Raw genomic sequence first — 13,168 nt, 5'->3', positions numbered from 1 at the left:
ACCGTTAACCTTTTATCTGATCCTCGATCCGCCCTATGGATTCTTCTCTTCCAAGGACCGCCAGGACATCAAAAACACCCGGAGATGTTGCTCTTCCGGTCAATGCGGCACGCAGAGGTTGCGCAATTTTGCCAAGCTTCAGGCCGGCCTTTTCCGCATGCACACGCACCGCAGCATCGAGGGCTTCCGCTGTCCAGTCTTTGACGGCCGCAAGGACGGGCAGGACACCGGAAAGCACGCTCAAACCTTCGTCGTTGAGCAGGCCTGAGGCCTTTTCGTCAAGTACGAGTGGCCGCTGCGCAAAGAGATAGTTCGCGCTATCGGCAAGTTCAACAAGTGTCTTTGCACGCTCCTTCAGCCCCGGCATCGCGGCTAGCAACTGCGCCTTCGTCGTGTCGTTCAAGCGTGCCAGGATTCTGGCACCGCCTTCAATCTCCGGCAGGATGTCGATCATGGCCTTGACCAGATCTGCGTCATCGGAGAATCGCATGTAATGGCCATTGATCGCCTCGAGCTTCTGGAAGTCGAAGCGCGACGCGCCGCGATTGATATCGGAGATTTCAAACCACTGGATCATCTGTTGGTCGGACATGATCTCGTCATCACCATGGCTCCAGCCAAGGCGGACAAGATAGTTGCGCAGCGCTGCGGGCAGGTAGCCCATCGCTCGATAAGCTTCGACACCAAGGGCACCATGACGCTTGGAGAGTTTGGCTCCATCAGCACCATGAATGAGCGGTATATGGCCCATCACAGGAACATCCCAACCCATAGCGTCATAAATCACGGTCTGGCGTGCTGCATTCGTCAGATGGTCATCGCCTCGGATGATGTGGGTGACTCCCATATCATGATCGTCAACGACAACCGCATGCATATAGGTCGGGTTGCCATCCGAGCGTAGGATGATGAAATCATCAAGGTCCTTGTTCGGAAAGCGCACATCCCCCTGCACCTGATCGCGCACCAGAGTTTCGCCGTCCTGCGGCGCCTTGATACGGATAACCGGTTTGATTCCTGCGGGAGCCTCCTTGGGATCACGATCACGCCAGCGGCCATCATAGCGCGGCGGACGTCCCTCGGCACGGGCTTTCTCGCGCATCTCGTCGAGTTCGGCCGGCGAGGCATAGCAATAGTAGGCCTTACCTTTGGCGACCAACTCTTCTGCTACTTCACGGTGACGGGGTGCGCGCTCATATTGTGATACGGCATCGCCATCCCAATCGAGGCCAAGCCATTTCAGACCGTCAAGAATGGCTGCCACCGCAGCTTCCGAGGAACGCTCGCGGTCCGTGTCTTCGATACGAAGCAGCATCTTGCCGCCCGTATGCTTTGCATACAGCCAGTTGAACAGCGCTGTACGGGCGCCGCCAATATGCAGGAAGCCGGTTGGGGAGGGGGCGAAACGGGTAACAACTGAGGATGGCATAGGTACTCCAGGGAATGCCCGGCCTATTAGCCGAACGTCCAATCGAATTGATCTGGCGTTCATGTAGCATAGCACCGCTGCTGTGCAAGGGCATTGGCGGAACGGGGAGGTAAATGGAAGGTCCTGTCGCCAAAACGAAGACAAGCGAGCGGCTCTTCTTCCTCCCGGAAATGCTGACAATACGATCTCGACTCAAACTTGTAGCAGCGAACTTCGATGACAATCGCTTCCCGGCAAGATTGCGCGAACGCAGACAACTTGCACGATCATACATTCGGTCAGCACTTATTGCGATTCCCACCGCATACAACAGCGAAGTTGAACGCGGCACAGTGTTTTTATTCTTGCCGGTTTTCGCAGGTACCGGCGCCATTGTCTATTTCAACTCTGGTGTGGAACCGAGGCGCAGCGCCATCTCGCCGGGATTGACCGTGCTTGTTGGTCTTCACGCGCTTGCTCACGCCCGGCCGACGATCAGGCCCGTTCTTCTTTTTGCGGCCGCGATCGTTGCCGGCATGCTCTTTGGCAAGCTTGAAACCATCCGGGCCAGCACCAGGATGCTCGGATCGGAGGTCACGACGCGCGTTACCAAAGAACGGACTGTTTAGTGCGCGTGAGCAAGGCGGCCTTATTGTGACGCATACAAATGATCCTGCACAAAGATCAACCGCTTGCGCCGAGGCGGATATTGTCATTCTGGCCTTTGCAGGTAGCGAGGCAGCTTGCAACGAAGAGAGTGTACTGGTGATTACCCAACGCGATCTCGCATTGAATTGAGAGGAGCCGCCGAAATCGGGCCGCCCAACACAAACAGGTTAGGCCCGCAAGCGGTCCAGGAGGGAATGTCTCAGCTCTACGGGGCGTCGCAGAGGCAAGTACGGCACAGGCCGAGCGACTTGCTGCTGCCATCGCGACCTATGCGGTCGGATCGCCCGATCGCCCGTGGAATTCGTATCGAACGTATTCGCGCGCCGCCCGCAACCTTGGAGAATACCAGCCTCGCAAACGCGCCAAGACCGGGCCCGGAATAGTCCCCAATTCCCAGAAGGCCGAGGAACCAGACTAGTAGCGCCTGATCAGACCAACCAGCTTGCCCTGAACCTGGACGCGATCCGGTCCAAATATCCGGGTTTCATAAGCAGGGTTTGCAGCTTCGAGCGCGATCGAGGCACCCTTACGACGAAAGCGCTTTAGTGTCGCTTCCTCGTCATCGACCAGCGCAACAACGATTTCGCCTGGATTAGCGGTATCGCTGCGCTTGATGACCACGGTATCTCCGTCAAAGATACCCGCCTCGATCATCGAATCACCCTTAACTTCAAGGGCATAATGCTCGCCATTGCCGATCATGTCCGGTGGCAGGCCAATCATGTGAGTCTGGTTCTGGATTGCGGAAATCGGCACACCAGCGGCGATGCGTCCCATCACCGGAATACTGACAACGGTGGATGCGTTAACGTCATCCGCCGAGCGCGGCTGTGGCCGCGGTGGAGCTCCGTTTCGCCCAAGGCTGCCCTCGATGACGCTTGGCGAGAATTTTTTCTGGGTATTGAGGCCCGGTGCAATGGAGTCCGGCAGACGTAGGACTTCTAACGCTCTGGCCCGGTTGGCAAGCCGGCGAATAAAGCCGCGTTCTTCCAGCGCCGTGATCAACCTGTGTATGCCGGACTTCGACGCGAGATCCAAGGCATCCTTCATCTCGTCGAATGATGGAGGAATGCCCGTTTCCTTCAGGCGCTCATGAATGAAGAGCAGGAGTTCGTGTTGTTTGCGCGTGAGCATCGGCGATCCTTCAGCACGGAATCGGAAAAACAAAACCAGAACAAACACTATCTGTTCCAGTTGTGTTCTACAAGGCTTAATATGTGGTTTACGCCGCTGAACCGAATGCGTTTTTACGGCAAGGCGCGTATTTTTTGCCCGCATTTGCCGCGAAAGAGCAACAATTGCGCGCGGAACTGGTTCGTAAGCTGGCTATCGCAGCATCAATACGCTGCATGTCGATCCGGCTTTGGCAGCCGGAGCATGTGGTTCGCGAATGATCAGACCGTTGGCATCAGCGAGGAATTTCAACATCGACGAATCCTGGATGGCAAATGGTGTCGCTGTCAGGGTCCCGTCGGGACTTTTTGTGACACGGGCGCGAACATAGTCCTGTCGTTGGTCATTCGTCGCCATGTCGCTTCCGAGCACGGCGACGCGGAGATTTGGCTGGTGTGATAAGCCCGTCAGCGCATGGATAAGCGGTGTCAGAAAAATATGAGCACATATGAGGCTGGACACCGGATTACCGGGCAGACCGAGTATTTTCATCCCATCGAGACGTCCGAACATCAGTGGTTTGCCGGGGCGAAGGGCTATCTTCCAGAAATCGAGTTCCATTCCCCGTGCTGCCAGCGCTGGCTGCACCAGATCATGATCACCGACCGAAGCGCCACCAAGAGTAACAAGAATGTCCACCTTGCCAGCAGTCGCTTGATCTAGCGCATTGCTTAAAGCTTCTAGCCGGTCTTCGGCGATACCAAGATCAATCGGGACACCGCCCGCCTCACGCACAATTTCCGCCAAGCCGAAGCTATTGGAAGCGATGATCTGGTCCGATCGATAAGCTTCGCCCGGGCTGACCAGTTCATCGCCGGTCGCAAGGATGGCGATGCGAGGCTGCCGGATCACGTGAACGGTTGGATAATCGGCGGAGGCGGCGAGGGCGAGAGCGGCCGGATCGAGAACGCGCCCGGCTTCGAGCAATAAATCCCCTTCATTGAAATCCAATCCTGCCTTGCGGATGTTCCTACCGGCGGCGATGGTCTCGATGATGCTGACACGTCCGTTTTCAAGGATGGTATTTTCCTGTATCACGACGCTGTCGGCACCTTCCGGCACCGGCGCACCTGTGAATATCCGCACAGCTTCGCCCGCATTCACCACGCCGGAAAAAGCGTGACCGGCCGCAGACTGCCCAATCAATTTCAACGTCGTCGGTACACTTGCGACATCGACAGCGCGCACTGCGTACCCATCCATGGCCGAGGCCGCAAAGGGCGGTTGCTGCCGCTTGGCATGCAATTCCGCCGCGAGAACGCGGCCGCCGGCTGCACTGAGCGGAACGGTTTCTGGCTCGAGTTTCCCGGCGTCAGCGAGAATACGTGCCAGCGCTTCGTCTACGGGAAGAAGTCCTGCCATTCTACGTCTCGCTTGCTTTGACAGACCAATCGCCCGATTTGCCGCCGCTCTTCTGCAAGAGACGAATGTCCTGAATAATCATGCTCTTGTCGACAGCTTTTGCCATATCGTAAATGGTGAGGCATGCCACAGAGACGGCCGTCAACGCTTCCATCTCAACACCGGTCTTGCCAGTTAGCTTCACTGTTGCAACGACATGCAATCCAGGCAACGCTTCGTCGGATTCAATATCGACGGAAATCTTGTTCAATAGTAATGGATGGCAGAGCGGGATCAGCTCATGGGTCTTTTTGGCCGCCATGATACCGGCGATCCGTGCAGTCCCGATTACATCACCTTTGGCCGCATTGCCCGATTTGATGAGGTCGAGCGTCTCCGCCCGCATTCTTACAGAACCTTCGGCGATCGCTACGCGTTCCGTTTCCACCTTGCCGCCAATGTCCACCATATGTGCGGCTCCCGTCTCGTCGAGATGGGTAAGTCTACTGTTCATGCCGCGTCCGTCTGCTTTTCCACGGATCCGTGCAATAGCGCTTTCGTTGCGGCGGCTACGTCATCCTGGCGCATCAGGCTTTCGCCGACGAGAAACGTGCCTATGTTGGATTTAGCGAGACGCTGGCAATCAGCGTGGGTAAAGACGCCGCTCTCACTGACCAGAAACTTGGTGGGCGGCACCATTTTCGCGAGCCGCTCAGATACCGCGAGATCAACCTCAAACGTGCGCAGATCACGATTATTGATGCCGAGTAGGGGCGAAGCCAGCTTCAAAGCGCGTTCCAGTTCGGCTTCATCATGCACCTCGACGAGCACGTCCACGCCGAGTGACATTGCGGTTTCTTCGAGCGCTCTCGCCATAGCATCATTGACGCTTGCCATGATGATGAGAATGCAATCAGCGCCCCAGCTGCGGGCCTCGTAAACCTGATAGGTGTCGAACAGGAAATCCTTGCGCAGCGCGGGAAGTTGTGTCGCTTTACGTGCCGCTTTCAGGAATTCCGGCGCACCTTGAAACGACGGGCCATCCGTCAGAACCGAAAGACATGCAGCTCCACCCATCTCATAAGCTTTGGCCAATGCCGGCGGATCAAAATCCGGACGGATCAGGCCCTTCGAGGGGCTAGCCTTCTTGATCTCGGCAATGAGAGCAAAGTCTCCCGCATCGCGCTTCTTCTGCAGGGCAGAGAGAAAGCCGCGTGGTGCATCCTGGTCTTTCGCCTGGGCCTTCAAATCATCGACGGCAACACGCGCCTTGGCAGCAGTGATCTCGTCGCGCTTATAGGCTTCGATCCTACGAAGAATATCAACCATGCTCAGCTAGCCCCGCTGTTCGACACGTGGACGAGTTTCTTTAGCACATTTCTGGCTGCACTGCTGTCGATCGAATGGGCGGCCATTTCGATGCCGGTTTTAAGGTCAAACGCAACGCCGGCGATGACCAATCCAGCCCCGGCATTGAACAAGGTGATATCACGGTAGGCGCCATGCGCCCCATCAAGGACAGAAAGCAGCGAAACGGCGTTTTCGTCAGCTGTGCCGCCCTTCAGATCCTGTGGGTCGACGAGCCGGAGACCGAACGATTCCGGATCGATCTCGAATGTACGAATTGTTCCGTTCTCAAGGGCTGCTACCTTGGTCACGCCTGCGGTCGTGATTTCATCGAGTCCGTCACCATGGACTACCCATACGGATTCAGATCCAAGGTTCTTCAGGACATGCGCGACAGGCTCGACCCACTCGGGAGCAAAAACACCAACCAGCTGGCGCTTGACCCCTGCCGGATTGGTGAGCGGTCCAAGCAAATTGAAGATGGTGCGCGTGCCAAGTTCGACGCGTGCCGGCCCGACATGTTTCATGGCCGGATGATGCATCGGAGCAAACATGAATCCGATCCCGGCCTGTTCGATACATGTCGCAATCAGGTCCGCACCGATTTCGATGTTGATGCCGAGCGCCGCAAGTGTATCGGCGGCACCGGAACGAGACGACAGCGCGCGATTACCATGTTTCGCAACCGGAACACCCGCACCTGCAACAACAAAAGCCGCGCAAGTCGAGACATTGTAGGAGCCCGACTGATCACCGCCCGTGCCGACAATATCGATGGCATCGGGAGGGGCTGTGACTCTGAGCATTTTCGAGCGCATGGCAGATACCGCACCGGCGATCTCGTCGATGTTTTCGCCACGCACGCGCAATGCCATCAACAATGCACCGATTTGCGCCGGTGTCGCCTGTCCCGACATCATGATGTCGAAAGCCTCAATAGCCTCGTTGCGAGAAAGCGCCTTTCCCGCCGCTGCAATGCCGATGAAACGCTTCAGTTCAGCCATGTTTTGTCTCTCGGCTTAGCGGGCAAGCGCCCGATCGATGACGGTCTGGTTGATAGTGACAGGATAGACCGTCTGGAGTTGTGCCACCAACTGGTCGAGCAGGTCATCCGCGAGGCGTGAACCCAAGGCATCCCGTTCAACAGTCGTCAGAGCTTCCGGCCCGACATTCGCCGGCTCGATCGATTCTGTAACCTTGAAAATGAGCTTCGAGCCGTCGGATGCGGATTCGGTAACGCCAACAATACCTTCCGGACCATCAAACACTGAAGCTACGCCGCCTTCGCCCAGATCGGCGTCCTTGCTCTGGCGCGTGATGCCGCGTTTTGTGTCTTTGGTGAACTTGAATTCAGCCGCGATGGCATCGAGCGATGTCCCTTCGGCAACACGCTTGCGGACCTCTTCAGCCTTCGCGTTAAGTTGCTTCTCAATTTCCGCCTTCTTCCAGTTTGCGATTACACGCTGCTTCACCTCTTCGAGCGGGCGTTCACGCGCGGGCGTAACGCTCACGACGTCGTACCAAAGATAACTGTTGGTCCCCAGATTGAAAGGCTCGTTGTCGAAACCGACATCTGCCTGAAACACTGCGGCGAGCTGATTTTCGTCAAATGGGAGATTAGGGATGCTCTTTTCGTCGGGTCCACGACCGGCCTGATCAACGGCTTCGATCGTTACGACTTTCAAATTTTGCTTCGCTGCTGCTTCGGCCATGCTGGCTCCATCAGCACGCGCATTCTCATAGGCATCATGAACGTCGGCGATCGACGATGCAGCCTGCGTCAGCGCGATCGTTTCGCGGATGTCTTTTTCGACTTCGGAAAGCGGCTTTACGACTTCCGGCGTTATCGCGGTGACACGAACAATGACCGGGCCGAAAGTTCCTTTGACGACATCGCTGACACCGTTGGCTTGGAGGCCAAAGATCGTATCAGCAAGTGCTTGATCGGGCAGGGCAGGCTTGGGGAATGTTCCAAGACGTACGTCATCCAGCGTCTTGCCTTCCGACTTGACAACATCCTCGAAGCTTGTGCCAGCCACGATCTTGTCGCGAGCGGCCTTGGCCGCTTCCTCGTTCGCAAATGTCAACTGTTCAACCGTGCGCGTTTCAGGTGTCGAATAGCGCTCGATATTCTTATCGTACTCGGTCTTGATTTCTTCGGGCGTTACCGTCGCGGAGTTCGCAATGTCTTTTGGCTCAAGTTTGACATAGCTGACCTTGCGGTACTGCGGTGCGCCATAAGCTTCCTTGTTGGCCTCGAAATATGTCTTCAGATCGGCATCGCTGGGGTCTGCAACATCCTTTATGAAATCCTTCGGCATTGCGACAAAGTCCACAGTGCGCGATTCGCCTTTGTACAAGGCAACAGCCTTCAGGAGTGTATTCGGAGCCTTGATGCCATCGGCGACGGCTTCAACAATCTGCTGCCGACGCGCGACCTGTGCACGATTGTCGAGATAGCTTTGGGCGGTCATGCCAGCGTTGCGCAATACCGCATCGAACTGCGCCGGGTTGAAGCGGCCATCGGCGCCCTGGAAAGCCGGGTCTTCCGCAGCCAGTTGCGCCAGACGGTCCTTAGAGAGGCCGAGTGACATGGTGCGCGCCTGTTCGTCGAGAACAACGCCAGCAACCAGTTGGCCTTGTACCTGATGACCGATCCCGATCGCATCAGCCTGTTCGCGTGTTAGGCGCTGCCCGAAACGTTGCGAAAGGGCTGCAAGCTGGCGATCATAAGCCAAACGATAATCCACCGGTGAAACTTCGGAATGACCGGCGCGTATGGCGGCACTGCTGCCGATTGCACCCAGGATCGTGTTGGAGACACCCCACCCGGCAAAGCTGACAACAAGAAGTCCCATGAGCACCTTGACCACCCAGGTCTGTGCCACGTTGCGGAGAGAGTCGAGCATATAAAGTCACCGTATCAGTCAAGAGGCTTAATTGAATCAAATGGGGAATAGCGTGATGCAAGTCACGTGTCGATTGCTTTATCAAGTGAATTTGCTAGTCAGGCAATCAAATGACTGAGAAAATCGCCAAAACCAATCTCTGAGGAACTCACCATGACCCCTGATGTCCGTCCACTCGTTGCTGGTAACTGGAAAATGAATGGCACTGGGGAGCAGCTTGACGAATTGCGTATAATCGTCAACCGGCCGAATTCGGCTATTGGTGAGAAAATCGACGCGCTGATCTGCGTACCCGCGACGCTCGTATTCAGAGCCGCACAATCTGTCGAGGGTGAAGCTTTGAGTATCGGTGGACAGGATTGTCATTTCAAGAAGTCCGGTGCCCATACGGGCGACATCTCGGCGGATATGTTGAAGGATGCCGGCGCATCACATGTTATCGTCGGCCATTCGGAGCGCCGTACGGATCATGGTGAAACAGATGCTGTCGTCAATGCAAAGGCAAGGGCAGGCTGGGACGCTGGTCTGACTGCGATTATCTGCATCGGCGAAACGGAAGCGCAGCGCAAGGCCGGCTCAACGCTCGATGTCATTGCCACGCAGCTTGCCGGATCAATCCCCGACAGTGCGACTGCAATCAACACCATCATTGCTTATGAACCCGTGTGGGCCATCGGCACAGGCCTAACGCCCACTCCGGACGATGTAAGAGAAGTGCATGGTTCAATTCGTAATGCACTCTTTGCTCGCTTTGGTGCTGACGGCGCAAAGATGCGTATCCTCTACGGCGGGTCGGTCAAACCATCCAATGCGACAGAGCTCCTGGGAATAGAGAACGTCGACGGCGCGCTTGTCGGAGGCGCGAGCTTGAAAGCAGTCGATTTCCTCGCCATCTGTGAGGCATACCACTCCCTTTGACGGTGAGAAAAACCGCAATTGCATTAAGAAAACTGTGGTCTGACGGGCTTGGTTTATTGACCGATCCGGTGTAAAGAGCCGCGTCCGATACCTAGAAAGCAGAAAATACCCCATGCAAACCGTTGTCATTGTCATTCATCTTCTGATTGTACTTGCCCTCGTTGGCGTCGTGCTTATGCAGCGCTCCGAAGGCGGCGGTCTTGGAATTGGTGGTGGCTCCGGCTTCATGACGGCACGCGGCGCGGCCAATATCCTGACACGGGCTACAGCGATTCTGGCAACGGGCTTTTTCATCACTTCGCTGGCTCTCGGCATCATGGCTCGTTATGGCGAAAATCCAACCGACATTCTGAAGCGGATTCCAGCCACGAGCGGTAGTCAGCCTGCAGGCCAGCAGCCCCCCACGAGCGGTGGCATTCTCAATCAGCTCGGTGGCCCATCATCCAAGGAGACGACGCCTCCCACGTCTGATGCGCCTGCTACAGCGCCAGCTTCTGGTTCGGCGGCACCTGGTGCAACAGCGCCAGCAACGCCCGAATCACAGCCGGCCGCACCAACGGCACCGGTGACGCCGACCCAACCGGCAAATCAGGTTCCGAATTCGCAGTAAGACTTTACTAGGCTCGGCGGCGCGGCAAATGTGTTGCGCTTCCGCAACCTTTGGTCTCGAAGAATCAGTGGCGTATATTCTTCACGGCGATTTGCGTTGAGAAGAGGTCAGTCTTCGGATATCGCGATATCAGGTTGGCCTTGGGGGCCTGGCAAACGCCGCTGATGGCGTTGTGCAATCTACGCGGGAAAATAAACTATGTTGTCACGTCGCTCTTTGCTCATCGGAATGTCTGTCCTGGCCCTGACCGGCCCGGCCTCGGCAGAACCTATTCTCAAGAAGATTCTGAACCCGTTTGCTGGTGATAGAGCTGAGCCAGTTGCGGCCATTCCGGACACGGGTGCTGCGGCCAAGCCGATCGAGGTAGCCGAGATCCGTAAGCCTGCAGGCCAGAGTAAGGCCAAGACGAAATACGGCATCGATCCGAAATACATGCCGCAGGACGTCGCATTCTCAGGCTACAAGCCGGGCACCATCGTTATCGATCCAAAGGCAAAGTTCCTCTATCTCGTTGAATCGCCTTTCACCGCACGCCGCTACGGCATTGCTGTAGGCAAGGAAGGGCTGGAATTCAAGGGAACTGCGACAATCCAGACCAAGCGCGAATGGCCGCGCTGGATTCCGACCAAGGAAATGATCGAGCGGGAACCCGCACATTACGCCAAGTATGAAAACGGCATGGACGGTGGACCTGGCAATCCGCTCGGCGCACGTGCCCTTTATCTGTCGCAGGGTAACAAGGATACGCATGTTCGTATTCACGGTACGATTCAGCCATGGACAATCGGTAGCTCTGCTTCGAACGGCTGTTTCCGTATGGTCAATGATCATGTGATCGATTTGTACAACCGCGTCAGCGTTGGCACGGAAGTTATTGTTCTGTAAGAGCAATAATTGAATTTGTTGAAACGGCCAGACCTAGCGTCTGGCCGTTTTGTTTGAATTGAAAAATATTTGGGACTGGAAAAACGGCTTGTCAGCCGATTTTTTTGTGGCCAAATCAATCGCAAAGGACTAACGAGATAAGCCCATGGCCCGATATGTTTTCATCACTGGCGGCGTGGTTTCTTCCCTCGGAAAAGGCATCGCTGCAGCCGCTTTGGCGGCACTCCTGCAGGCTCGTGGATACCGCGTGCGGATTCGCAAGCTCGACCCTTATCTCAACGTCGACCCCGGTACGATGTCGCCGTATCAGCACGGCGAAGTCTTTGTGACCGACGATGGCGCTGAAACTGACCTTGATCTTGGTCATTATGAGCGCTTTACGGGACGTCCTGCCAACAAGCAGGACAATATCACCACCGGACGGATCTACCGGAATATTATCGAAAAGGAGCGCAGGGGAGATTATCTCGGCGCAACCGTTCAGGTGATCCCGCATGTCACGGACGAGATCAAGAACTTCATCGTTGAAGGCAACGAGGACTACGATTTCGTTCTGTGCGAGATCGGCGGTACTGTGGGCGATATCGAAGCCATGCCGTTCCTCGAAGCAATTCGCCAGCTTGGCAATGATCTGCCGCGTGGCAGCGCCGTTTATATTCACCTGACGCTGATGCCTTATATTCCGGCTGCTGGCGAGCTTAAGACCAAGCCGACACAGCATTCCGTCAAGGAACTGCGTTCGATCGGCATCGCACCGGACATCCTTCTTATCCGGGCAGATCGCGAGATCCCGGAATCCGAGCGGCGTAAGCTCTCGCTCTTCTGCAATGTCCGGGCCTCCGCCGTCATCCAGGCGTTGGATGTCGATACGATCTATGACGTGCCGATGGCCTACCACAAGGAAGGCCTCGATTCGGAAGTCCTTGCTGCGTTCGGCATCGATCCGGCGCCCAAGCCACGCATGGAGCGTTGGGATGAAGTCAGCCAGCGTATCCACAATCCGGAAGGCGAGGTCACGATTGCAATCGTTGGCAAATATACCGGCCTCAAGGATGCCTATAAGTCGCTGATTGAGGCGCTGCACCATGGCGGAATGGCCAACAAGGTGAAGGTCAATCTCGACTGGATCGAATCGGAAATCTTCGAGCAGGAAGATCCGGCACCCTATCTGCAGAAAGTGCATGGCATTCTTGTGCCGGGCGGTTTTGGCGAGCGCGGTTCGGAAGGCAAAATCCTGGCGGCCAAGTTCGCGCGTGAAAAGAAGGTTCCGTATTTCGGCATTTGCTTTGGCATGCAGATGGCAGTGCTGGAGGCGGCGCGCTCACTTGCAGGTGTCGAAAAGGCATCCTCGAGCGAGTTCGGTCCAACGAGCGAACCTGTTGTTGGTCTGATGACGGAATGGCTCAAGGGCAACATGCTGGAGAAGCGGGCGCAATCTGGTGATCTTGGCGGAACCATGCGCCTTGGCGCTTATGAAGCGCTGCTCAAATCCGGCACGCGCATTGCGGATATTTATGGCTCGACCGATATTTCGGAACGCCACCGCCACCGCTACGAAGTGAACATCGATTACAAGGATCGTCTGGAGGATTGCGGCCTGGTGTTCTCCGGCATGTCGCCGGATGGCGTTTTGCCCGAAACCATCGAGTATCCGGATCATCCCTGGTTCATCGGCGTTCAGTACCATCCGGAATTGAAATCGCGCCCGTTCGAGCCGCATCCGCTGTTTGCTTCATTTATCAATGCGGCAATGGCTCAAAGCAGACTGGTCTGATCGGCGGGTGTGACTTGAATTGCGATCAGCATTAAGGCACACCCTTTGACCATGAACACAACGCCACGCATCCCCCGTCCTGTTGATCATCTTGTCCTGCCAACGGCGGACCTTGATGTTGCCCGCGCACGGCT

12 protein-coding genes are annotated in these 13,168 nt (G+C 56.1%); 5 read left to right on the top strand and 7 right to left on the bottom strand.

The genetic code is table 11. The features are described from left to right. Positions 1–4: 4 nt before the first annotated feature. Entirely contained in the window at positions 5–1,429 is a 1,425-nt protein-coding gene (gene gltX / locus AAAC48_RS27465; RefSeq protein ID WP_340657233.1) for a glutamate--tRNA ligase, read from the bottom strand. Between the two features lie 332 nt (positions 1,430–1,761). Between gltX and AAAC48_RS27460 the strand changes: the two genes are divergently transcribed. Beyond that, positions 1,762–2,037 (top strand): hypothetical protein, encoded by a 276-nt coding sequence (locus tag AAAC48_RS27460; protein ID WP_340657232.1) that lies wholly within the window; start codon positions 1,762–1,764, stop codon positions 2,035–2,037. A gap of 454 nt (positions 2,038–2,491) precedes the next feature. On the opposite strand, the gene lexA is transcribed toward AAAC48_RS27460, so the two are convergent. The 6 genes from lexA to AAAC48_RS27430 form a co-directional block, all read right to left on the bottom strand. Further along, complete coding sequence (gene lexA, locus AAAC48_RS27455) at positions 2,492–3,211, bottom strand: transcriptional repressor LexA (protein ID WP_340657231.1); 720 nt, start codon at positions 3,209–3,211, stop codon at positions 2,492–2,494. A 192-nt stretch (positions 3,212–3,403) separates the two neighbouring features. Continuing rightward, entirely contained in the window at positions 3,404–4,612 is a 1,209-nt protein-coding gene (gene glp / locus AAAC48_RS27450; RefSeq protein ID WP_340657230.1) for a gephyrin-like molybdotransferase Glp, read from the bottom strand. 1 nt (position 4,613) lies between these two features. Continuing rightward, entirely contained in the window at positions 4,614–5,105 is a 492-nt protein-coding gene (gene moaC, locus AAAC48_RS27445; protein WP_340657229.1) for a cyclic pyranopterin monophosphate synthase MoaC, read from the bottom strand. Then, positions 5,102–5,920: an indole-3-glycerol phosphate synthase TrpC gene (trpC, locus tag AAAC48_RS27440; protein ID WP_340657228.1), complete on the bottom strand. Its 819-nt coding sequence runs from the start codon at positions 5,918–5,920 to the stop codon at positions 5,102–5,104. Before trpC ends, moaC begins: the two co-directional genes overlap by 4 nt. A 2-nt stretch (positions 5,921–5,922) precedes the next feature. After that, positions 5,923–6,942, bottom strand: a complete 1,020-nt coding sequence (trpD, locus tag AAAC48_RS27435) for an anthranilate phosphoribosyltransferase (protein WP_340657227.1) — start codon at positions 6,940–6,942, stop codon at positions 5,923–5,925. Positions 6,943–6,957: 15 nt separating this feature from the next. Continuing rightward, positions 6,958–8,847 carry a peptidyl-prolyl cis-trans isomerase gene (locus tag AAAC48_RS27430; protein WP_340657226.1) on the bottom strand — a complete coding sequence of 630 codons (1,890 nt, stop codon included), beginning with the start codon at positions 8,845–8,847 and terminating at the stop codon, positions 6,958–6,960. A gap of 153 nt (positions 8,848–9,000) precedes the next feature. On the opposite strand from AAAC48_RS27430, the gene tpiA reads away from it, so the two are divergent. The 4 genes from tpiA (at position 9,001) to AAAC48_RS27410 (ending at position 13,034) form a co-directional block, all read left to right on the top strand. Beyond that, a complete protein-coding gene (gene tpiA, locus AAAC48_RS27425; RefSeq protein WP_340657225.1) occupies positions 9,001–9,765 on the top strand; it encodes a triose-phosphate isomerase in 765 nt (254 codons plus the stop codon). A gap of 112 nt (positions 9,766–9,877) precedes the next feature. Beyond that, on the top strand, positions 9,878–10,375 hold the full coding sequence (secG, locus tag AAAC48_RS27420) for a preprotein translocase subunit SecG (RefSeq protein WP_340657224.1): 498 nt from the start codon (positions 9,878–9,880) through the stop codon (positions 10,373–10,375). A gap of 198 nt (positions 10,376–10,573) precedes the next feature. After that, positions 10,574–11,260 carry a L,D-transpeptidase gene (locus tag AAAC48_RS27415; protein ID WP_340657223.1) on the top strand — a complete coding sequence of 229 codons (687 nt, stop codon included), beginning with the start codon at positions 10,574–10,576 and terminating at the stop codon, positions 11,258–11,260. A 145-nt stretch (positions 11,261–11,405) separates the two neighbouring features. Further along, a complete protein-coding gene (locus AAAC48_RS27410) occupies positions 11,406–13,034 on the top strand; it encodes a CTP synthase (RefSeq protein ID WP_340657222.1) in 1,629 nt (542 codons plus the stop codon). The last annotated feature ends 134 nt before the right edge of the window (positions 13,035–13,168 follow it).

The sequence above is a fragment of the Phyllobacterium sp. genome, from assembly GCF_037994405.1.
Lineage (GTDB): Bacteria > Pseudomonadota > Alphaproteobacteria > Rhizobiales > Rhizobiaceae > Phyllobacterium.
Note: the sequence above shows the minus strand (reverse complement) of the source record. Positions and strands in the feature narration are given on the sequence as shown.

What these genes read in the sequence shown, in the direction of transcription:
- AAAC48_RS27430 (WP_340657226.1), bottom strand. Translation starts at nt 8,847, where the DNA reads ATGCTCGACTCTCTCCGCAACGTGGCACAGACCTGGGTGGTCAAGGTG.
- trpD (WP_340657227.1), bottom strand. Translation starts at nt 6,942, where the DNA reads ATGGCTGAACTGAAGCGTTTCATCGGCATTGCAGCGGCGGGAAAGGCG.
- AAAC48_RS27410 (WP_340657222.1), top strand. Translation starts at nt 11,406, where the DNA reads ATGGCCCGATATGTTTTCATCACTGGCGGCGTGGTTTCTTCCCTCGGA.
- moaC (WP_340657229.1), bottom strand. Translation starts at nt 5,105, where the DNA reads ATGAACAGTAGACTTACCCATCTCGACGAGACGGGAGCCGCACATATG.
- secG (WP_340657224.1), top strand. Translation starts at nt 9,878, where the DNA reads ATGCAAACCGTTGTCATTGTCATTCATCTTCTGATTGTACTTGCCCTC.
- gltX (WP_340657233.1), bottom strand. Translation starts at nt 1,429, where the DNA reads ATGCCATCCTCAGTTGTTACCCGTTTCGCCCCCTCCCCAACCGGCTTC.
- lexA (WP_340657231.1), bottom strand. Translation starts at nt 3,211, where the DNA reads ATGCTCACGCGCAAACAACACGAACTCCTGCTCTTCATTCATGAGCGC.
- trpC (WP_340657228.1), bottom strand. Translation starts at nt 5,920, where the DNA reads ATGGTTGATATTCTTCGTAGGATCGAAGCCTATAAGCGCGACGAGATC.
- AAAC48_RS27415 (WP_340657223.1), top strand. Translation starts at nt 10,574, where the DNA reads ATGTTGTCACGTCGCTCTTTGCTCATCGGAATGTCTGTCCTGGCCCTG.
- glp (WP_340657230.1), bottom strand. Translation starts at nt 4,612, where the DNA reads ATGGCAGGACTTCTTCCCGTAGACGAAGCGCTGGCACGTATTCTCGCT.
- tpiA (WP_340657225.1), top strand. Translation starts at nt 9,001, where the DNA reads ATGACCCCTGATGTCCGTCCACTCGTTGCTGGTAACTGGAAAATGAAT.